Genomic DNA, 20,102 nt, shown 5'->3' with positions numbered 1-20,102 from the left:
AACCGGGACAGGCCGGGACGGGAAGGGCAGACTGAGAAATCAGGCCGACGGCATTGAAGGCGTCGACGCGAGAAGCTTCAGTTCAGATGAGGCCCGACAAGCCGCACGTGGGTAGCGTTGGTAGGGGCTTGAATTGCAATGTCGTCCATCGTGCACCTCCGCTTTCAGTGGGTTGTCGAAGCGGTGAATGTAGCGGCGTTGCGCCGCCCTGTGAAGCGGCGTGTGCAGCAGCGTGTGATTGGCGTGCATGCCCGCATGCGTGTGTAGCATCGCAGCCTCGAAGCCACGCACGCATGCACCCCATGGCGAACACCGAACCGCTTTCCCAGTCGAGCTTTCTCTACTTCACGGGCCAGGGCTCCGACAAGGTCTACCAGGTGCACCTGCGCCCCAAGGACGACGGCTGGGTGGTCGACTACGGCAACGGCCGGCGCGGCGGCACGCTGGCCACCGGCACCAAGACCAGCAGCCCCGTTGCTTACGAAGCCGCGCTGAAGATCTACGACAAGGTCGTCAAGGAAAAGACGACCAAGGGCTACACGCCCGATCAATCTGGCGCGCTCTACACCGCCACCGACCTTGCAGGTCGCGTCAGCGGCGAGCTGCCGCAGCTGCCCACGCTCATCGCCGAAGACCAGGCGGCCCGCTACTTCGACGACCCCGCCTGGGGCTTGCAGGAAAAGGCCGATGGCGAGAACCGCATCCTGCTCATCGAAGGCGACACCGTGCGCGGCACCAACCGCCGCGGCCTGTTCGTCGACATACCGCAGGCCTGGGTCGGCGGCACGGCTGCCGAAGCGGGCCGCACCGTGATCGCGGGCGAGCACGTGGGCGATGTGTTCATGGCCTTCGACCTGCTGGAGCTCGGCGGGCAAGACCTGCGCGGCGCGCCCTTCATCGAACGCTTCGGCCATCTGCAAACCGTGGCCGGCGCCGTGCCGTGGATGAGCGTGCTCGCGCTGGCGCTCACCGCCGAAAGCAAGCGCGAGCGCGCCGCGCAGTTGCTGGCCGCGCATGGCGAAGGCTATGTGCTGAAGGCGCTGGCCGCGCCGTTCGCGGCCGGCCGCAGCACCACCAGCCTGAAGTTCAAGTTCAACCAGAGCGCGACCTGCGAGGTGATGCGCGTCAACGCGCAGCGCTCGGTGGCCGTGGGGCTACGCGACGAGGCGGGCACGCTGGTCGACCTGGGCAACGTCACCGTGCCGCCGAACGAGGCGCTGCCCGCGGTGGGCACGCTGGTGGAGGTGCGCTACCTGTACCGCTATGCGGGCGGCAAGTTCGAGCAGCCCGTGTACAAGGGCCAGCGGCCGGACATGACGGCGGCGGACGCGGTGCTGTCGCAGGTCACGCGCATCAAGGACCGCAGCGCGGTGCTGGAAGACGACGCAGGCTGAGCGCCGCGCGAGGAGGCCGCGCAGCCCATGGTCCATTCGCGCGAAAGATTCTTGGTGCTTTGCGCGCGCACCTCGCAAACCTAAGCTTCGAGGCATTGAACAGCCTCGAAGGAAAGCGATGAGCGAGAAAGTATTTGTGGCCGGCGCCACGGGCGCGGTCGGGACCGCGCTGGTTGCGTTGTTGATCGACGCGGGCTACACCGTGTACGGCAGCACCCGTCGCGCCGACCGCGCCGCCGCGTTGCAGGCGCAGGGCGTGCACCCGGTGGTGGTCGATGTGTTCGATGCCGACGCGCTGAAGGCCGCGCTGCTGCGCATTGCGCCGTGGGCCGTGGTCCATCAACTGACCGACCTGCCGAAGGACCTGGACCCGGCCCGCATGACCGAGGCCGCCGCGCTGAACGCGCGCGTGCGCACCGAAGGCACGCGCAACCTCGTGGCCGCCGCGCAGGCCGCGGGCGCGCAGCGGCTGGTGGCGCAGAGCATTGCCTGGGCTTACGCGAGCGGCCCCAAGCCTTTCACCGAAGACCAGCCGCTGGATGTGGACGCACAAGGCACGCGCCGCGTGAGCGTCGATGGCGTGGTGGCGCTGGAGCAGGCGGTGCTGGGCGCGCAGGGCGCGCATGGCATCACGGCCACCGTGCTGCGCTACGGCCAGCTCTACGGCCCGGGCACTTCGACGGCCGAGCCCAAGGGCGCGATGCCGTTGCACGTGGCCGCGGCCGCGCGGGCCGCGTTGCTGGCGCTGCAGCGTTCGACGGGCGGTGTCTTCAACATCGCCGAAGACAGCGCGGAAGTCAGCAGCGAGAAGGCGAAGCGCGCGTGGGGCTGGACAGCGGACGCACCGCGCGCCTGACCCACCGGCAGCCCGAGGCGGGGCGCCTCACCGGCCCGCCGCCAGCGCTCGGCTCACTTCCAGAACTGCCACTTCGACTTCTTCGGCTTCGCCGGTGCAGCCGGCTCGGCCGCTGCCTGCGTGGCGGCTCCCAGCGTTCCCTTGATGTTCGAGATGCGGCCGAGTTCGTCGAAGCTGATCTCCATGCTTCCTTCACCCGCCCGCTCCGCGCGAATGCCGGTCGCGCCGCTCGAGGCCACGTGCAGCCCCTGCTGCCGCAGGAAGCCCGTGACCATGCGGCGGTGGTCCACGTCGAACTGCGAGATCACTTCCATCAGCACCGTGTTCACGCGCGCCAGCGGCACCGGCGCCAGCACCTCGGGCGGCACGCCGTCGAGCAGCGCGAAGAGCGCGCCGCCGTCGTAGGGCGCGCGGTAGTAGCAGCGCCCGCCTTCCAGGCCGCTGCAGGTCATGGCGAGCATGTGGTCGGTGATGTCGCCCAGCTGCAGCGAAGGCTCGGTGAACGCCTCGATGTCTTGCGCCTCGCCCAGGTGCCGGATGCGCAGCGCCGCCTCGGTCAGCTGCGGCGGCAGGTTGCTCTGCGTGTTGGCCCAGGTCCACAGCCAGGTGTCGGGCTCGAAGGCGTGCGTGCCCAGCAGCTGCACGGGGTATTCCAGGTCGTCGCCAAAGCGCAGCGTGCCGCGCTGGATGTCCAGGCCCCAGGGCCGGTCGCCGATGACGTCGCCCAACGCCATTTGCCTGGCGAGGGAGGAGGCTGCGTGGTCTGCGAAGTGATCCTCGAAAGTGCTCATGTCTTTTTCTTCTGGATGGTTGTTGATGGTTGCTTGTTGCCCGCTCTTGTCTGCTTTTTTCCGGGTGCGGCAGGCCGCGGCCTACCGCGCCTTCTCTCCGTCGCGCACCGATTCCACCGCGCCGTTGAAGAAGCGCACGATGGCCAGGAAGTTGCCTTCGCCGCGGTAGAAGGTCCAGTCTTCCATCGGCACGCATTGCTGCGTGACCACCTGCTGTGGCGGCGCGCCGGGCACCTGCGGCGGAATCCAGATGACCTGCGGGCGCGGCACGCAGACGAACTCTTTCGCCACCGGCTCGCCGCATTTCTGCACCACTGAAAACCTGGAATCTCCCACGCCTGAAAGCCTGCCTCCGCAGCTCAACGACTGCGCCGATGCTGTGCCCACACACCCCCATGTGGCAAGTAAGAAGAAGGCGCTCAAGAGGGCGCCGGTGGCATGGATGTGCATGAAAAGTTTTTCTCCCTGAAGAGCTTGCGACTGTAGCCGCGCGAAGACAAACAGGTGCGCGGCGCGCGCCCGATTCCTCGCGTTTGGCATGTGCGGGCGCGCGTGTCAATCGGACAATTCTTTGCTGTCCCCTGCGATGACACCGAGCCCGCGCGGCCCGGGCCGTCCGCAGAATCCGGTGAGACCCGGGCCGCCAGAGCCCGCGGCATTCAACTGGAGACAAGACACATGAACACCTCTTTGCGCCGCGGCCTGCACGGCCGCCTGCACGACTGCCTGCACAGCTGCTCGCGCGTTCTGCGACAAGCCGCTCTCGGCGTGCTCGCGGTCATCGCTTTTTCCACGATGCCCGCACTGGCCGCCTACAACCAGAGCCTCACGCGCACGCTCGACGCGGGCCAGATCTACGGCAAGGCCGCGGCCAACAACACGCACGCCTTCCTCGGCATTCCGTTCGCGCAACCGCCGGTGGGCAACCTGCGCTGGCGCGCGCCGCAGCCGCCCGTGCCGTGGAGCGGCTCGCGCGCCGCCACCACGCTGGCCGGCATGTGCGCGCAGGTCGGCAACCCGTTCGGCGAGCCCGACCCCGCCACCTTCGGCCAGCCCGTGGGCAGCGAAGACTGCCTCTACCTGAACGTGTGGCGCCCCAACTCCAGCGCCGACAACCTGCCCGTGTTCGTGTGGATCCACGGCGGCAGCAACACCAAGGGCTCCGCCAAGGACCCGACCTACGACGGCGCCTACCTCGCGCAGAAGGCCAACATGGTCGTCGTCACCGTGCAGTACCGCATGGGCATGCTCGGCTGGCTTAACCACCCGGCGCTGAAGACCGGCAACGCGCTGGACGACTCCGGCAACTTCACCACGCTCGACCTGGTGCGCGCCCTCGACTGGGTGCAGGTCAACGGCCGCGCCTTCGGCGGCAACCCGCAGCAGGTGACCGTGGCGGGCCAGTCGGCCGGCTGCATCAACACCTGGGGCCTGCTGCAGTCGCCGCTGGCCGAAGGCAAGTTCCACCGGGCCGTGTGCATGTCGGGCATTCCCAACGCGTACCCGCCGGTGGTTGGCACGCTGGCGGCCGAGTCGCTCATCGACAGCCTGCTCGTCGACACCGGCCGCGCCTCCACCACCGCGCAGGCCGCCGCGCAGCGCGCCGGCATGGCCCAGGCCGACATTGCCGCGCTGCTGCGCAACGCCAGCGCCGCGCAGGTCATGAAGTTCACGCCCAGCCCCGTGGTGCCCGGCCACTTCACCGACGGCACCGTCATTCGCGCGGCTGGCCTGCCCGGGCTGCTGCTGGGCAACTACAACAAGATGCCGCTCATGATCGGCTCCACGCACGACGAGGGCTCCTACTTCGCGTTCCTGTTCGGCATGGGCCAGCCCACGCAGCAGGAGTTCTGGAACCTCAGCAACTTCGCGCCGCCCGGCAGCGTGAGCTTCAACCAGCTCATCAAGCCCGAGTGGCGCCCCGTGTACACGCAAACGCACGAGGTGCTCACGTACGCCATCGACAACATCATCGACAACGTCATTCGCGTGCTGCGGCTGCAGAACGGCGACATCTACCGCTACAACTACAACTGGGACGACACCCCCCAGCCGTGGAAGGACACCTTCGGCGCCTTCCACGCCATCGACGTGGCCGCGCTGTTCGGCAACTTCGTGACCGAGGAGCCCAACTTCATGCGCTTTGCCTGGAGCCCGGCCAACGCCAGCAGCCGCAAGGCGCTGTCGGACAAGTTCATCGACTACACCGCCAGCTTTGCGCGCTACGGCGCACCCAGCCGGCTCTTCGACGGCAAGACCCCGTGGAACAACTGGACCAACTTCGTGTGCCTGCTGTGCGGCAAGCGCATGGTGTTCGACAACCAGTCTTCCATGTCGCCCGACGACTACCTGTTCTTCTGGCCGCGCTACACGCTGCTGTCGCCGCAGCAGCGCGACTTCGTGCTGCAGCAGGTCGACTTCAACGCGCTGCCCGCGTCCGTCGACCCCTTGCGCAGCGGGCCGCGCTGAGCGGCACGCAGCCGACCGGCGTGCAGCCGGGCTTTCGCCGCTACTGGATCAGCCCGTGCCGCACCGCGTAGAGCACCAGCTCCGCGGTGCTCGCCACGCCCAGCTTGTCGAGAATGTGCGTGCGGTGCGTGCTCACCGTCTTCACGCTGATGAGCATCTCTTCGCCGATGACCGTGAGCGACATGCCCTTGAGCATCATCAGCATGATCTGGTGCTCGCGCACCGTGAGCCGCTGGTGCGCGGGGCGCTCGTCGCGGCCTTCGAGCTGGCCGCTCACCAGCGGTGCGGCGCGCGCGCTCAGGTACTGGCCGCCGCCGGCCACGCGGCGAATGGCGCGCACCAGCTCGGCCGGCTCCGCGTCCTTGGCGATGTAGCCGCGCGCGCCGCCCTGGATGGCCACCAGCGCGTACTGCTCTTCCGCATACATCGACAGCATCAGCACCGGCAGCGCCGGCTGCACCGCGCGAATGGACGCCAGCACCTCCAGCCCGTTGCGGCCTTCCATGCTGATGTCGAGCAGCACGATGTCGAAGCGGCGCTGGCGCACGTGGTCGAGCGCCTCCGCGCCGTTGGCGGCCTCGGCCGTGGTGCGGATGTCGGTCTCGTCCAGCAGCAGGCGCTGCAGGCCCGAGCGAAAGATCGTGTGGTCGTCGACCATGAGGATGTCGATCATGGGGGTGCCCGGATGCCTACAGCAGCGGCGCGCGCAGGCTCAGCCGCGTGCCCCGGCCCGGTGCCGCGTCGATGTGCAGGGCCCCGCCAATTTCGCGTGCCCGCTCGCACATGCTCAGCAGGCCCAGCGCGCTGCCGCCGGGCGCGGCCGGGTCGAAGCCGCAGCCGTCGTCCTGCAGCGTGAGCTGCAGCTGCTCGCCTTCCACGCGCAGCGTGACCGCCACCTGCTGCGCCAGCGCATGGCGCGCCACGTTGGTCAGCGCCTCCTGGAAGATGCGATAGACCGCCGTGGTGCGCCGCGGCGGCAGGCGCAGCATGTGCGCGTCGGCGTCCAGCGTGTGCGCCACGCCCGAGCGGTGCGTGAACGCGCGCAGCTCGTTGGCCAGCGCCACCGACAGGTCGAGGTGGTCGAGCGCGCTGGGGCGCAGCGCCTCGGAAATCTGCTTGACCGTGTCGATGGTTTGCTGCGTGAGCGCGATCAGCCCTTGCGTGAGCGCCTGCATTTCCGCGCTTTCGGCGCGGCGCTGGATGCGCGTCGCGTCCATCTTGATGGAGGTGAGCATGCCGCCGAGCACGTCGTGCACATCGCGCGCCATGGCCAGGCGCTGGGCTTCCAGCTTGTCGGCGGTGTAGGCGGCCAGCGCCTGCAGTTGCTCGCGCGAGCGACGCAGCTCTTCTTCGTTGCGCACCCGGTCGGTCACGTCGACCCCCACGCCCATCACCGCCGGCCGGCCGCGGTAGGTGATGCGCGAGCCGTGCACTTCGACCAGCCGCACGCTGCCGTCGCGATGCAGCCCGCGCGTGATGAAGTGCATGCTGGGCGGCGTGCCCGCGAGCCGGTCGCGAATGCGCGAGCGCACCACTTCCAGAAAGTCCGGCGGCACGATCTGCGCAAGCGACATGCCGGTGGCTTCTTCGGCCGTGTAGCCCGCGATGCCGGCCCAGGTGGCATTGCAGTAGACGAAGCGGTCGTCTTGAATGACGTAGATGCCCGCGACCATCTGCTCCACGATGGTGGGGAAGGGGATGTCGGGGACTTCGGTGATGGGGGCGGGGGCGGGGGTGGGCAAGGTGGCTTGGGGGCTGGGCTTGCGGGCGGGTGTAAGGGGCGTGGGGATGATAGGGGCGGGGGTGGGCTTCCTGCGCGAAGGGACGGGTTTGCGAGCACGGGGAATGTGCTGAGGATGCGAGGGAAAAATCCGATGGTGGAGTGGAAATTGCCAAGGACCTGCGGCTTTAAAAAGTTTGCCGTCACACCGCAACACCTTGGTCAAAACGAGTTGCTTCGCTTTAATGCGGACTCGACAAGTGCCGCTGCCGAGCAACCGAGCGAGCATCTTCCTTTCATGTGTTGCGATAGGTGAAGCCGATGGAACTGCGAACTGGATACCAAAGCCGCGACGCGCAGCCGGATCAGCGACTTTGGAAAAATCTTGGATACGGCGGCAAGACTGCCAGTCATGAAACATGGCGGTACTGGCCGCAAGCTGGTCGTGGCCCTTGGACCATCGCAGCGCCACTGGGTGCTGCGGAGTATTTGCAGGACGGGCTTTGCCTGTTCTACGAAGGAGAGCTGATATACCAAGCAAAAGACGGGGAGAGTCAATGGGATGTGACTTGGCAAGCCCTGTCCCATTTCTATAGTGTTCTCGCTCGCAGGCTAGCGCGGGATATCCCGATAAGCGCCAAATCCCAAGAGAAGTTCTATGAACGGACTCGAAAAGATGTCGGCTGATGCAACCGTTGCGGTAAGCCATCGCTCGATGGAATTAAAAAATCTGAAAACTCTTAATTTGTTTTCGAAAGAGTTATTTATTGGCGCGCCATTTATTTGATATGTCGCCGACTTGCCGCGGAAAAGGCCGCTGCTAAAGTTGCTGCGGAGGTCAAAGCGCTGGAAATCACCAGTCCGAAAAAATTTGGGAAGCCGCCTTCAATTTGCTTGAAGCTGGAGTAGTCGACTCGACCGCGGTTCAATGACCGCTCAAATGGCGGACTGCGAATCCACAGCCCGCCAGACCAGCCTTACCCGCCAGTCCCCGACGCACCCTTGCGCGCCGTCTCGTTCACCTGAAACAACTCCCCGGCCTTGCGCGCCAGATCAGCCGCGAGCCAAAGCAGGTTGTCCAGTTGTCGAGGCCCTGTCCCGTTGCACCAGTCGATGTCTTGCCCATAGCAGACCCACAGGAGTGCTTCGAGCTGGGAGAGGGTGTTTTCAAGAAGATCCGCCGCGTCAGGGGTGGCTTTGGCGCTGTCTTCGGAAGCTCCGGGCGTGGGTGGCCGGGCTATAGTCTTGGTAGCCATTTTTGTGCGGTCCTTTAGAGGTAAGTGCACGTCTTTGGTTAGACGGTCGGGGTGGTGGTACACCCCGGCCGTCGCCTTTGATACCTCGCATCTGCATCGCTGCTTTCGCACCGACAACCTGCCGCGAGGCAAGCAGTTCTTCATTCAGTGATTTGTCTGTGTCGTGAGTGGCACCTTCCTTGTTTCCCTTGACGGGGTTTTGAGTGGCAGGGGCATTCACTGTAGGCAAGAGCGAGCGTCGTGTGACCGTCGCACGCATCACGAAGTCTCGATTCACGCCAACAAATGCAGCTTCGGCGCTGCGGCGTGAAGGTCGTTTTGGCCACGGAAAGGCAAGCGCTTGCCAGGTTGCAATCGGCCATCTTCCAAACCCGAAATTCACCATCCACAAACACAGTCACCGGGCAGCGCGCCGGGCGCGGAAATCGACTTGCCACGCACCTGCGGTTTGCCACCCAAGACCTGGCAAGCGCCAAAAGAAGCCCAGCAGGAGCCGATCAAACGCCCGAACAAAGCCCACCACAGGCGGCGTTGTCCTGCACGCCGCGTCGCGGCTTCGCCCTAGAAGGGAAGCACTGCAGGGCCAGTGCTTCGTGGCGCCACAGGGGCAAGTCAAGGAGTCAGCCGTGAACCCATTTCTTTTCCGCTGGCGGCCGGCATGACCGAGTTGCGGCTTTGCGTCGACTACGTGCTCGCGCATGGCGGAAAACACCTAGTTCGTTCGGCATGGTTGCCCGACTCCCCGCGCACGCGAAGCCTGCTCGACGAGATGGCCGCGAACGCGCAGGCGATGGATGCGCTGGTGCGCTGGTGGATCGAGCGGCGCGAGCCCGAGATGGAGAAGGGCGAGCACGGTGGCAAGGGCGGCAAGCGCCTTGTCGAGGCGCCGCGCGGTGGGCCGGGCCCGTTCGCACGGCCGTCCAACAAGCCGTCCAAAAGACCATCCAACAGGCCATCAGCGCCCCTGTGGAATCCCACAAAAGATGTATTGCGCTGAACGGGGCGGCGCGATTTACTTGCGCATCCAAACCCCAGGGGGAAGGCGATGGACAGGTCTACATGGCACAACGCGACCATTACCCTGAAGCTCCCGCGCGACACGGCGCCCGACGAGGCCATCGTCGCGCTGCGCGCCGCCGGCATCCCGGTCGATGAACAGGGTTGCGCGCAAGCCGGCTTCCTCCACATGCGAACCACGCAAGACTACCGCTCGCACGTGTTCCGATGGTTCGCGCACGAGGAATCGGGAATGCTCGCGAGCTTCTCGGCCCGTTAGCTGGCGGGGTGTGTCTGCTGACCCGCCGGTCAGCGCCGCCTCGGGTCCGCGAAGCGCTCCCTCAGCGCCGGCGTGGGCCACGCCTCGCCGGGCGAGGAGCCCAGGCCGGCCAATGTCCATATCGCATCGGTGTCGTGGCGCTGCAGGTCGCGCATCAGGTCGGCGAGCGCCGGGCTGTCTTTCAGGCGGTCGGTTTCGGCCAGTTCGCTGCGCAGGCCGGGCTCGGCATCGGCCACGTCGGGCAGGCCCTGGGTGCGCAGCAAGATGTGCTGCGGGTAGCGCTGCGCGACGAACAGCTCGAAGGCTTCATACATCGGCCGGTAGCGCTCGCCGATGGCGCTGACCATGCCCTCGCGGCGCGCGGCCAGCCGCTGCACGGCGGTGGCGCTGTCGGTGACCAGGTAGGGGTAGCTGGCGTCGGGGCCGAAGTCGTCCAGGCACTCCTCACGCTCGATGGCGGCGTCTTCGTCGTCGATGTCGTAGGCGTCGACAAAGCGCGCGTGCCGAATGTCTTCTTCAGTGAACATGGCCCGCCAGAACAGCGGCAAGAAGGCGTTGGCTTCCAGCTCGGCACCGTCGCCGAAAAAGCCCTGCCATTCGTTGCGGCTGCCCTCGGGCATGCGCGGCAGGGGCGAGCTCGACAGGTAGACGGGGTGTGACATGCGCTGCGCTCCGGTGTGGGTGGTCGGTGCGGCCGGTGTGGCCAGCGGGCATCTTAGAAGCGGCGTGCGTCAGGCCGGTGTAGGAGGGCGGTGCTTCAGCAACGCCCCGGCCGGCTCCGCCGAGCGTCAAGCCATTCAGCCGCCGATGGGCGAGCACAGCTCCACCAGCAAGCCATCGGGGCAACGCACATACGACACGACCTGGCCCCACGGCTTGGTCACGGGCGCTGACAGTTCCACCGCGCCGGCGGCCACGGCACGCGCATGCGCCGCGGCCACGTCGGGCGTGACGAAGCCAAGCTCCATGCCCAGCGGCTGGGCCGAATCGGACGCGGCCACATGGCCCTGCGCAAAGTTCGATTCGGCGAGTTCGTGCGACGCAAAGGCGAGCGCGGTCTCGCCCGTTTCCAGCTCGCCGTAGGTGCCTGACTCGTGAAGAAAGCGCGTCGCGAAACCGAAGGCCCGCTCGAAGAATTGCACGGACTGGGCGACGTCGGGAACGTAGGCGATGGTGTAGCCGAACTTCATGGGTGTATTGGGGGGCGTTGAAGAGAGAGTGGATAGATTGCAGGGGCCGGCGTCACTCTATCCAGCCCCATGCCTCATCAACCCGATGCACCCGTGAACCACAAGCCCTTGCTGCCTTCGTTGCCCCTGGGCATCACGTGGGTCGCCACGCAGCAGGGCGAGTCTGGCGACTTCATCTACAAGCGCAGCGACGGCCTTGCCTTCGCCAAGGTGGCCGCGGCGCATGGTGCCGAATCGCTGAACGAAGAGCGCCGCCGCAACGAGTGGCTCGCGCCTTTCGGGCTGAGCTGCGCGCAGGTGCTCGACTGGCGCACCGCGCCCGAGGGTGCCTGCCTGGTCACCAGCGCGGTGCCGGGCGTGCCCGCGAGCGCGTTGTCGGGCGCCGACCTGCTGACGGCATGGCCGTCGATGGCGCAAAGGCTGCAGGCGCTGCATGCGGTGCCGGTCACGGGTTGCCCTTTTGTGCGCAGCCTTTCCGGCATGTTCGCGCGCGCCGCGGACGTGGTCGCGCGTGGCGCGGTGAACCCCGACTTTCTCGCGCCCGAAGACCGGCACACGCCGCCGCAACAGTTGCTCGACGCGCTGCGCGCGCAGTTGCCCGAGCGGCTCGCGCAGGAGGCGCGCGAGCGCGTCGTGTGCCATGGCGACGCGTGCATGCCCAACTTCATGGTCGACCCCGGCACGCTGCGCTGCACGGGCCTCATCGACCTGGGCCGGCTCGGCGTGGCCGACCCGTATGTCGATCTGGCCCTGTTCGTGGCGAACGCGCGCGAGAGCTGGGCCGATGCGGCGCAGGCGCAAGCGGCGCGTGTCCGACTGTTCGAGGTGCTTGGCATCGGCGAGCCTGATGACGGGCGGCTCGCGTTCTACCTGGGGCTGGATCCGCTGACGTGGGGCTAGCGGGATGGGCTGGCCGGGACTGAAGCGGCCCTTCAGGCGTAGCGCCGTACCCCCACGTCAATGTCCTTGCACCGTCGAATGACCTCCGCAAAGTAAGGCTCGAACACCTGGTTGGCCACCTCCCAGCGGCCGTGCTCTTCCAGGTACGCGGGCAGCAGCTCGTCGAGCTCGGCCCACACCTCGTGCTCGCGCACGGTGGTGAGCTGGCCGTCGCAGAACACGATGTGGCCGCCGACCATCACCAGCTCGATGGCGTTGCCGTTCTCGCAGTAGGCGAGCTGTTTCACCAGGTCGTTGCGCGGGCGGAGGTTGTCGTTGGCCAGGTCGAGCAGCACCAGGTCGGCGGCCTTGCCGACCTCGATGGAGCCGGTGGCGTCGTCGAGCATGGCGGTGCGCGCGCCGCCGAGCGTGGCCATCTTCAGCACCTCGAAGGCGCCCAGCCATTGCGCGGGGTCGGTGCCGTTCACGTTGTGCATCAGCGCGGCGAAGCGCATCAGGTCGAACACGCGCGCGCTGTCGTTCGAAGAAAGGCCGTCGGTGCCCAGGCCGATGGCGACGCCCGCGTCCAGCAGCTTGCGCACGGGCGCCAGGCCCGAGCCCAGCTTCAGGTTGCTCAGCGGGTTGTGCACCACCGAGCAGGCGGCATCGCCCATGCGCGCGATGTCGGCGTCGGTGATCCAGATGGCGTGCGCGAAGGTGGCGTGCTGGTCGAGCACGCCGATGTCGTGCATGTGCGCGAGCAGGGTCTTGCCGTAGAACATCTGCCCGGCCACGGCCTGCACCTGGGTTTCGAGCAGATGGGTGTGCAGCGGCACGCCGTGCTGCACGGCCAGCGCGTGGCAGGCCTGCAACATGTCGGTGGTGCAGCGCTGCGGCGCCGACGGCGTGATGGCGAAGCGCATGCGCCCTTCGGCCTGCCCGTGGAACCGGCGGAACGCCTCCCGGCAGTAGGCGGTGTACTCGGCCGCGGTGGTGGGCGCGCCGAACTTCAGCTGCGCGCACAGGTGCTCGGGAAACACCTCGTGGCCGAAGGGCGTGGCGTCGAGCACGGGCGTGTTCAGCACGGCGCTGGACACGTTGGCGCGAATGCCCGCGTCGGCATAGGCCTTGAAGACGATGCCCAGCCGGTCGATGCTGTGGGCCATGGGGTCGAAGAAGTCGTCGCACAGCGTGGTCACGCCGTTTTTCAGCGACTGCATGGCCAGCAGCTGGGTGCGCAGGTACAGCAGACGGTCGCCAATGGCGCTGCCCGAAAGGTAGGTGTACGCGTACAGCAGCCACAGCTCCAGCGGCATGCGCTCGTAGCGGCCCTTGAAGAAGGTTTCGCTCGAGTGGGTGTGGGCGTTGACCAGGCCGGGCATCAGCAGCTTGCCGCGGCCTTCGATGAGGTCGTACGCGTCGGGCAACGCAAGGTTGTCGCCGATGGCGGTGATCTTGCCGTGCTGCACCAGCACGTCGGCGCGCACGGGACTTCGGCCCTGCGGGCCGCCCACGGCGAGCACTTCGGCGCCGCGGATGAGGGTCGCGCTCAGTGGCATCGGTCAGTCCCGCATTTCGGCTGTGCCGCGAATGGAACCCAGCCCGCCGCGCAGCTTGGTGCTGAGCCACACGCCGAAGACGGTGGCCAGGTAGGGCAGGGCCTGCAGCAGGTCGTTGGAGATGGCGCCGCCGTACATCAGCTGCGCGCGGATGCCCAGGGCCGAGACGATGGCGAAGAACAACGCGGCGGCGGTGGCGCCCAGCGCGCTGCCGGCACCGAAGATCACGGCCGCGAAGGCCATGAAGCCGCGGCCCGCGGTCATGTTCTGCGAAAAGATCTGCAGGCTGCCGCCGGCCAGCTCCGCGCCGCCGATGGCGCACAGCACACCACCGAGCGCCAGCGCCAGCAGGCGCATGCGCGCGGGGTTCACGCCCACGCTGCGCGCGGCGAAGGGGTGCTCGCCCGAGGCCGACATCTGCAGGCCCAGCCGCGTGCGCTCCAGCAGCAGCCACACCAGCCACACGGCCACGGGCATGAACAGCACGAACACCGAAAGGCCGCCCAGGTGCCCCAGGTCGGCATCGAACAGGCTGTTGAGCTTGGGAATGCCGAAGGGCGCGGTCACGGTGGCTTCGCTGTCGTACAGCGCCTGGATGGCGAGCGACGTGCCGCCCAGCCCCAGCCCGGTGAGGCCCAGGCCCGCGATGATGGGGTTGGCCTTGAGCTTCTCCACCACGTACCACAGCAGCACCGAAGCCAGCACGCACAGCGCGGCGGCGATGAGCATGGCCTGCACGAAGGAGCCGGTCTGCACGATGCCGACGATGAGCGCGCAGCTGCCGACGATCATCAGCCCCTCCAGCCCGAGGTTCCAGATGCCCGCGCGCTGCGCCAGCACCCCCGCCAGCGTGACGTAGACGAGCGGCGTGCCCGAAATGAGGATGGATACCAGCGTGTCGGTCATGCGGGCTTTCTGGTGTTTCTTGCGAAGAGCTTGTCGAGCCACCGGGCGCGCGACGTGATGAACAGCGCAATGGTCGCGTTGATGACCTCGATGGCCGCCGCCGGCATGCCCACCATCACCGGCAGGTACAGCGCGGCCGAGGCCAGCGCGCCGAAGAAAAGGGCGGACACGGCCGTGCCCACGATAGACAGTTGCGCCACCAGTGCAATCAGGATGGCCGTGAACCCGTGCGCCGGCAGAAAACCGCTGGCCAGCCGCCCGTTGGGGCCCAGCAGCTCGATGCTGCCGGCCAGCCCCGCGAGCGCGCCGCTCACCAGGAAGCTGAAGAGCCCGATGCGGCTCACCCGCGCGCCTTGCCATGCCACCATGGTCGGGTTGCGCCCGGCCAGGTTGGCCACGATGCCCAGCGCCGTGCGGTTGGCCAGCAGCCACGACAGCACCAGCACCGCCAGCGTGAGCGCGCAGATGAGCGGCGACACGCCCAGCGAATCAGAGATGCGGTAGGCGTCCGCAATGGGCCGGCTCGAGGCCTGCTGGCCCGAGCCCGACGGGTCTTTCAGCGGCCCCGAGGTCACGTACACCAGCAGCAGCCCCGCCAGGAAGTTGCCCATGAGCGTGGTGATGACCTCGTCGGTGCCCGAGCGCAGCCGCAGCAGCCCCGGCCACAGGGCCCACAGCGCGCCACCGACCATACCCGCGAGCAGGCAGCCCGACACCACCACCCAGGCCGGGGCGCCGCCCAGCCATTCGGCGGTGAACGCGGCCAGGATGGAGCCCACGTAGAACTGCCCCTGCGCGCCGATGTTGAAGAAGCCCGCGCGAAACGCGATGGCCACGCCCGTCGCCGTGATGAACAGCGGCATCGCCCAGCGCAGGCCCTGGTGGAGGGCGCCTTCGCGCAGGAAGGCTCCGTCGACGATGCCGGTAAAGAGCTCGCCCACGTCGAGCCCGGCGCTGTAGAACGCCAGCGCGCACAGCAGCAGCGCGAAGCACACGAACACGACGACGCGAAGCACCGGAAGCATGCGGGCGGCGGAGAAGGTGTTGGCCATCATGCGTGCGCTCCCACCATCGCCTGGCCGACCTCGCGCAGGTCGAAGGGCGCGCCGTAGTCGCCCACCACCTTGCCGCGCAGCATGACCAGCACGCGGTCGTTGATGTCGAAGAGTTCGTCGAGGTCCGAAGAAATCAGGATGATCGCGGCGCCCCGGTCGCGCGCGTCGCGCAACGCCTTCCACACTGCGGCGGTGGCGCCGATGTCGAGGCCGCGCGTGGGTTGCGCGGCAATGATGAGCCGCGCGCTGGCGTCCACCTCGCGCGCGAAGATCACCTTTTGCGCATTGCCGCCCGAGAGTGAGCCGGCCGGCTGGCCGCAGTGGGCGTAGCGCACGTCCCATTGCACGAGCGCGGTGTCGCAGTCGGCCTGCAGCCTGGCAGGCCGCACGAAGGAGAGCAGGCCGCCCTGCAGCAGCCGGCCCATCGACCAGTTCTCCCACAGGCTGCTGTTCAACGACAGGCCTTCCACGTTGCGTTCGAAGGGAATGATGCGAAGGCCCGCCGCGCGGCGCGTGGCCAGGTCGCTGTGCGTCAGGTCGCGGCCCGCCAGCTCGATGCTGCCGCTGGCGGTTTGCGCCAGCGCGGCAATGGCGCGCACCAGCGTGCGCTGTCCGTTGCCTTCGACACCGGCGATGCCGATGATTTCTCCGGCGCGAATGTCCAGGCTCACGTCGTCCAGCGCGGCGCCTTCGGCGTCGGGCTGGGTGGAGAGCTTGTGCAGGCGCAGCACGGTGGGGGCGGCGAGCTTGCGTGGCGGCGTTGCCGTGCTTGCCGTGGATGCCTCGGCCTGAACCTGCGTTTGCACCTGCGTTTGCACCTTGGCGTCGCCCATGATCCATTGGCTCAGCTCGGCGGCGCTGGTGTCGGCGCACGGCACGGGGCCGTTCACGTGCTCGCCGCGGCGCAGCACGCTCACGGTGTCGGCGATGGCCATCATCTCGCGGATCTTGTGCAGGATGAGCACGACCGTCACGCCGCGCTTCTTCAGGATGCGGATGCGCTCGAACAGCGTTTCCACCCCGGCCGGCGCGAGCACGGCGGTGGGTTCGTCCAGGATGAGCACGCGCGCGTCGGTGACCAGCGCGCGCGCAATCTCGATGCCCTGCTGCGTTTCGATGGGCAGGTTGCGAATGAGCTCGCGCGGGCTCACCGACAGGCCCAGGCCGTCGAGGTGCGCCTGCCAGCGCCTGTCGAGCTGGCGCGAGGTGAAGATGCCGCGGTGCCGGCTGGAGCCGAACTCCATGGCCTGCGCCACGGTGAACGAGGCCGGCAGCGCAAAGCTCTGGTGCACCAGCTCCACGCCCGCCGCGCGCGCGGCGTTCACGTGGCCGGTGCGAATGTCGTGCGCGCCGATGCGCACGCGGCCTTGCGTGGGTTTCACCAGGCCGGAGCACACGCGGGCAAAGGTGGTCTTGCCCGCGCCGTTCTGGCCGACGACCGCATGAATCTGCCCCTGCGCGAAGGCGATGGACACGTTCGACAGCGCCTTCACGGTGTCGTACTGCACGGTGACACCGTCCAGCACCAGCGCGGGGGGCGCGGGTGAGGTCTCGCTGTTCGGGGGGCTGGGGTTCATGGGGGCGTCGGGAACGATGAAAGAACAGGTCTGGAGGGTCAGAGCACGGTGTTGAACGCAACCTTCACGGTGCCGTTCAGGATGGCCGCCTGCGTGGTCTTGATTTCGGCCATCACGTGTTCGGCCTTGGCGGCCACGGCCTTGTCGCCTTCCTTCTGGAACACGGGCGACAGCTCCAGCCCCACCACGCCGGTGCCCAGCCCGGTGTTCAGGTGCGCGCCACCCTTGCCGCTCTTCAGAATCTTGGAGGCCTCGTCGTACAGCGACTTGCCGAAGTGCAGGCTGACGATGGAAATGAGCGACTTGGGGCCCTGCGGGTACTGCGCCGGGTCGAGGCAGCTCACGAGCCGGCCGGGCTTGTCGTTGGCCGCGGCGATGATGCCGGCGTCGGTGGCGGCCGCGTCGGTCTGGATGAAGTCGATGCCGCCGTTGAACATCTGCGTGGCAATCTCGCGGCCCTTCACCGGGTCCTGGAACGAGCCGGCAAAGGCGACAGTTACGGCCGCGTCCTTGCGCACCGACAGCACGCCGGCCTTGAAGGCGTTGTAGTCGGCATTGAGCGGCGGAATCGACATGCCGCCGATGAAGCCGATCTTGCCCGTGGTCGACATGCGGCCCGCGAAGATGCCGGCCAGGTAGGTGCCCAGGTAGTAGTCGTAGGACACGGTGGTCACGTTGGCGATGGCGGGCTTCATCTCGTCGCCGAACAGCTGCAGCCACTGCGTCTTCGGGTACTTGGGCGCCAGCGCCTTGAAGGGCTCGCTCACCTCGTTGAAGGTCGACACGATGATGCCCGCGCCCGCGTCGGCCAGCGTGCGGAAGATGGTCTCGTAGGTGGACGGGTCCTTCGCGTAGATGGCGCGGGTCTGCATGCCCGTTTCCTTGCCCAGCAGCTTGAGCCGCGCGATCATCGCGTCGACCGCGCTGGCATCGCCCGCGGCCTGCGTGTGCACCAGCGCGATGAGGCCGCCCTTGGCGTTGGCGATCAACGGGTACAGGGCGCTGGCCATGGCGACGCCGCCCATGCCGGCGACGGCCTTGAGGATCTGCCGGCGTGCGGGTCGGGCGCGGGAGGATGCGGGGTGTGTCATGCGGTTATCTCTGGGGTTGAAGGAACGGGCGAAGAAGGCCAAGGGGGCGAAGGGAAGGGGCGCGACGCTGGACAGGGCTCAGGGCAAGGCTGAGGGCGTGGGCGAGCTGGGCGCGGGGTTCATGATCATCACGTCCTGGCTCTGGATGGCGTCCAGCGCCCACACGCTCTTGATGAACGACTGCCACTCGGGGTCCGCGTACATGGCGGCGCGGCGCGCCTCGCGGTCGGCCAGGCTGTCGTAGGCCCACATCAGCACCGAGGTATGCAGCCGCCCGATCTCGGAGATGTACAGGCCCACGAACTTGTTCAGGTGGCGCTTCTGCACGGGCAGGCCTTCGCTTTCGTACTTCTCGCGCCACTGGTCGATGGTGCCGGGGCGAAAGGTGTAGAGACGGTGTTCGACGATCATGAAATGCTCCGTGGTCTGGTGCTGGGGGTCACTGCCCGGCCAGGATGAATTCGGCGCATTTCTCGCCGATCATGATGGCCGGGGCGTTGGTGTTGCCGCTCGAGATGACCGGCATGATGGAAGCGTCGGCCACGCGCAGGTTTGCAATGCCGTGCACCTTCAGCCGCTGGTCGACCACGGCCATCGGGTCGTTGCCCATCTTGCAGGTGCCCACCGGGTGGAAGGTGGTCATGGCGGTGGCGCGCAGCCAGGCGACGAGGTCTTCGTCGCTCTGCTTGTCGGCGCCGGGCGCAAGCTCCTTGCCGCGGTAGGCGTCGAAGGCGGGCTGGTCGATGACCTGGCGCGTGGCGCGAATGGCATCGACCATGGTGCGGCGGTCGAACTCGGTGTCCAGGTAGTTGGGCTCGATGAGCGGCGCGTCTCCCGCGCGGCCCGAGCGCAGGCGAATGCGGCCCTTGCTGCTCGGGTTGACCGGGCCCACGCGCAGCGTGAAACCGTGCTTGGCCTCGACGGTCGATTTCTTGAACGGGTTGGGAAAGTACAGGTTCGCCGTCTTCTCCAGCGCGGGCATGAAGTGCAGCTGCACGTCGGGGTTTTCCAGCGCGGGCCGGGTCTTGATGAAGGCGCCGGCCTCGTACGGAAAGGTGGTGGTAATGCCCTCGCCGAACAGCATGCCGCGCACCACCGAGAACGCGATCTTGTCGGCGCGCAGGTCCTTGTAGAGCGTGACGGGTTGCCTGCACTCGTACGACATCACGCAGTCCACATGGTCCTGTAGGTTGCCGCCCACGCCGGGCAGGGCCTTGAGCACCGGAATGTCGTGCTTCGCGAGTTCTTCCTGCGGGCCGATGCCCGAGAGCATCAGCAGGTGCGGCGAGCCGACCACGCCGGCGCAAAGAATCACCTCCTTGCGGGCGCGCGCGGTGTGCAGCTGCCCGAGCACCTCGTAGGCCACGCCCAGGGCGCGGCCCTTTTCCACCAGCACCTTGTGCGTGAGCGCGCGCGTGACCACCTTGAGGTTGGCGCGCTTCAACGCGGGCCGCAGGAAGGCGAACGAGGCGGACCAGCGCTTGCCCTTCCTGATGGTGAAGTCGTAGCGGCCGAAGCCCAGCTGGCTGGCGCCGTTGAAGTCGTCGTTCAGCGGGTAGCCGGCCTGCTGGCCCGCCAGGCAGAACACGTCGAGCAGCGCGTTCCAGCCGCGCGCGCGGCACACGGTGAGCTCGCCCTTGGCGTTATGGAACACGCCGTCGCGCTGGATGTGGCCTTCGGAGCGCTTGAAGGCGGGCAGCACGTCCTTGTAGGACCAGCCCAGGTTGCCCATGGCGGCCCAGCCGTCGTAGTCCTGCTTGCCGCCGCGCACGTAGATCATGCCGTTGATGGTCGACGTGCCGCCGAGCACCTTGCCGCGCGGCCAGTAGATCTTGCGGCCGTTGAGGTTGGGCTCGGGCTCGGAGTGAAAGTGCCAGTTGTAGATGCCCGACTGAAACAGCTTGCCCATCAGCATGGGCAGGCGGAAGAGGGGGTTGGCGTCCTTGCCGCCGGCCTCCAGCAGCAGCACGCGCGTGGCGGGGCGGGCGCTGAGCCGGGCCGCGAGGGCGCAGCCCGCGGAGCCGGCGCCCACGATGATGTAGTCGAAGTCGTCGGCGGGGTTGGTGTGTTTGTTGTCGTTCAT

21 protein-coding genes are annotated in these 20,102 nt (G+C 67.6%); 7 read left to right on the top strand and 14 right to left on the bottom strand.

Translation table 11 applies throughout. The features are described 5' to 3' along the window. The first annotated feature begins 302 nt into the window (after positions 1 to 302). Positions 303 to 1,394 (top strand): DNA ligase, encoded by a 1,092-nt coding sequence (locus tag QTI51_RS11930; protein ID WP_132748696.1) that lies wholly within the window; start codon positions 303 to 305, stop codon positions 1,392 to 1,394. Positions 1,395 to 1,512: 118 nt separating this feature from the next. Next, positions 1,513 to 2,250, top strand: coding sequence for an NAD-dependent epimerase/dehydratase family protein (locus QTI51_RS11925; protein WP_116907188.1), 738 nt, complete (start codon positions 1,513 to 1,515; stop codon positions 2,248 to 2,250). A 53-nt stretch (positions 2,251 to 2,303) separates the two neighbouring features. Here the strand turns inward: QTI51_RS11925 and QTI51_RS11920 are convergent, their stop codons facing one another. Together QTI51_RS11920 and QTI51_RS11915 are read right to left on the bottom strand one after the other, a co-directional pair. Further along, complete coding sequence (locus QTI51_RS11920; protein ID WP_286515797.1) at positions 2,304 to 3,041, bottom strand: DUF6882 domain-containing protein; 738 nt, start codon at positions 3,039 to 3,041, stop codon at positions 2,304 to 2,306. 81 nt (positions 3,042 to 3,122) lie between these two features. Beyond that, entirely contained in the window at positions 3,123 to 3,428 is a 306-nt protein-coding gene (locus QTI51_RS11915; protein WP_286515978.1) for a DUF2845 domain-containing protein, read from the bottom strand. A gap of 291 nt (positions 3,429 to 3,719) precedes the next feature. Here QTI51_RS11915 and QTI51_RS11910 point away from each other — a divergent pair, with 291 nt between their 5' ends. Beyond that, positions 3,720 to 5,510, top strand: coding sequence for a carboxylesterase/lipase family protein (locus QTI51_RS11910; RefSeq protein WP_116907191.1), 1,791 nt, complete (start codon positions 3,720 to 3,722; stop codon positions 5,508 to 5,510). 40 nt (positions 5,511 to 5,550) lie between these two features. Here the strand turns inward: QTI51_RS11910 and QTI51_RS11905 are convergent, their stop codons facing one another. Together QTI51_RS11905 and QTI51_RS11900 are read right to left on the bottom strand one after the other, a co-directional pair. Continuing rightward, the gene (locus QTI51_RS11905; protein WP_116907192.1) at positions 5,551 to 6,183 is read right to left on the bottom strand and encodes a response regulator; all 633 of its coding nucleotides are present in this window, start codon (positions 6,181 to 6,183) and stop codon (positions 5,551 to 5,553) included. 16 nt (positions 6,184 to 6,199) lie between these two features. Then, the gene (locus tag QTI51_RS11900; RefSeq protein WP_165840251.1) at positions 6,200 to 7,252 is read right to left on the bottom strand and encodes a sensor histidine kinase; all 1,053 of its coding nucleotides are present in this window, start codon (positions 7,250 to 7,252) and stop codon (positions 6,200 to 6,202) included. A gap of 299 nt (positions 7,253 to 7,551) precedes the next feature. Here QTI51_RS11900 and QTI51_RS11895 point away from each other — a divergent pair, with 299 nt between their 5' ends. Further along, positions 7,552 to 7,917 carry a hypothetical protein gene (locus tag QTI51_RS11895; protein WP_165840252.1) on the top strand — a complete coding sequence of 122 codons (366 nt, stop codon included), beginning with the start codon at positions 7,552 to 7,554 and terminating at the stop codon, positions 7,915 to 7,917. A gap of 290 nt (positions 7,918 to 8,207) precedes the next feature. Here the strand turns inward: QTI51_RS11895 and QTI51_RS11890 are convergent, their stop codons facing one another. Beyond that, on the bottom strand, positions 8,208 to 8,486 hold the full coding sequence (locus QTI51_RS11890; protein ID WP_116907194.1) for a hypothetical protein: 279 nt from the start codon (positions 8,484 to 8,486) through the stop codon (positions 8,208 to 8,210). A gap of 658 nt (positions 8,487 to 9,144) precedes the next feature. Here QTI51_RS11890 and QTI51_RS11885 point away from each other — a divergent pair. Both QTI51_RS11885 and QTI51_RS11880 read left to right on the top strand, forming a co-directional pair. Continuing rightward, on the top strand, positions 9,145 to 9,483 hold the full coding sequence (locus QTI51_RS11885) for a hypothetical protein (protein WP_116907195.1): 339 nt from the start codon (positions 9,145 to 9,147) through the stop codon (positions 9,481 to 9,483). Between the two features lie 48 nt (positions 9,484 to 9,531). Then, positions 9,532 to 9,762, top strand: a complete 231-nt coding sequence (locus QTI51_RS11880) for a hypothetical protein (RefSeq protein ID WP_116907196.1) — start codon at positions 9,532 to 9,534, stop codon at positions 9,760 to 9,762. A 29-nt stretch (positions 9,763 to 9,791) separates the two neighbouring features. Here the strand turns inward: QTI51_RS11880 and QTI51_RS11875 are convergent, their stop codons facing one another. Together QTI51_RS11875 and QTI51_RS11870 are read right to left on the bottom strand one after the other, a co-directional pair. Continuing rightward, complete coding sequence (locus QTI51_RS11875) at positions 9,792 to 10,424, bottom strand: hypothetical protein (RefSeq protein WP_116907197.1); 633 nt, start codon at positions 10,422 to 10,424, stop codon at positions 9,792 to 9,794. 135 nt (positions 10,425 to 10,559) lie between these two features. Next, on the bottom strand, positions 10,560 to 10,952 hold the full coding sequence (locus QTI51_RS11870; RefSeq protein ID WP_116907198.1) for a VOC family protein: 393 nt from the start codon (positions 10,950 to 10,952) through the stop codon (positions 10,560 to 10,562). Positions 10,953 to 11,021: 69 nt separating this feature from the next. Between QTI51_RS11870 and QTI51_RS11865 the strand changes: the two genes are divergently transcribed. Further along, complete coding sequence (locus QTI51_RS11865; protein WP_286515802.1) at positions 11,022 to 11,852, top strand: APH(3'') family aminoglycoside O-phosphotransferase; 831 nt, start codon at positions 11,022 to 11,024, stop codon at positions 11,850 to 11,852. 32 nt (positions 11,853 to 11,884) lie between these two features. On the opposite strand, the gene QTI51_RS11860 is transcribed toward QTI51_RS11865, so the two are convergent. The 7 genes from QTI51_RS11860 to QTI51_RS11830 form a co-directional block, all read right to left on the bottom strand. Then, positions 11,885 to 13,390, bottom strand: a complete 1,506-nt coding sequence (locus QTI51_RS11860) for an amidohydrolase family protein (RefSeq protein WP_207786601.1) — start codon at positions 13,388 to 13,390, stop codon at positions 11,885 to 11,887. 3 nt (positions 13,391 to 13,393) lie between these two features. Continuing rightward, positions 13,394 to 14,296, bottom strand: coding sequence for an ABC transporter permease (locus QTI51_RS11855; protein ID WP_116907200.1), 903 nt, complete (start codon positions 14,294 to 14,296; stop codon positions 13,394 to 13,396). Continuing rightward, complete coding sequence (locus tag QTI51_RS11850) at positions 14,293 to 15,351, bottom strand: ABC transporter permease (protein WP_207786602.1); 1,059 nt, start codon at positions 15,349 to 15,351, stop codon at positions 14,293 to 14,295. The genes QTI51_RS11855 and QTI51_RS11850 overlap by 4 nt, the downstream gene beginning before the upstream one ends. Further along, the gene (locus QTI51_RS11845; protein WP_286515805.1) at positions 15,348 to 16,928 is read right to left on the bottom strand and encodes an ABC transporter ATP-binding protein; all 1,581 of its coding nucleotides are present in this window, start codon (positions 16,926 to 16,928) and stop codon (positions 15,348 to 15,350) included. The genes QTI51_RS11850 and QTI51_RS11845 overlap by 4 nt, the downstream gene beginning before the upstream one ends. 38 nt (positions 16,929 to 16,966) lie before the next feature. Next, positions 16,967 to 18,019 carry a BMP family ABC transporter substrate-binding protein gene (locus QTI51_RS11840; RefSeq protein ID WP_286515806.1) on the bottom strand — a complete coding sequence of 351 codons (1,053 nt, stop codon included), beginning with the start codon at positions 18,017 to 18,019 and terminating at the stop codon, positions 16,967 to 16,969. A 78-nt stretch (positions 18,020 to 18,097) separates the two neighbouring features. Continuing rightward, positions 18,098 to 18,430, bottom strand: coding sequence for an NIPSNAP family protein (locus QTI51_RS11835; protein WP_116907203.1), 333 nt, complete (start codon positions 18,428 to 18,430; stop codon positions 18,098 to 18,100). 28 nt (positions 18,431 to 18,458) lie between these two features. Next, positions 18,459 to 20,102 (bottom strand): GMC family oxidoreductase, encoded by a 1,644-nt coding sequence (locus QTI51_RS11830; protein ID WP_116907204.1) that lies wholly within the window; start codon positions 20,100 to 20,102, stop codon positions 18,459 to 18,461.

Source organism: Variovorax sp. J22G73, from assembly GCF_030317035.1.
In the GTDB taxonomy this organism is placed as follows: domain Bacteria; phylum Pseudomonadota; class Gammaproteobacteria; order Burkholderiales; family Burkholderiaceae_C; genus Variovorax.
This window is presented reverse-complemented; position numbering and strand designations above follow the sequence as displayed.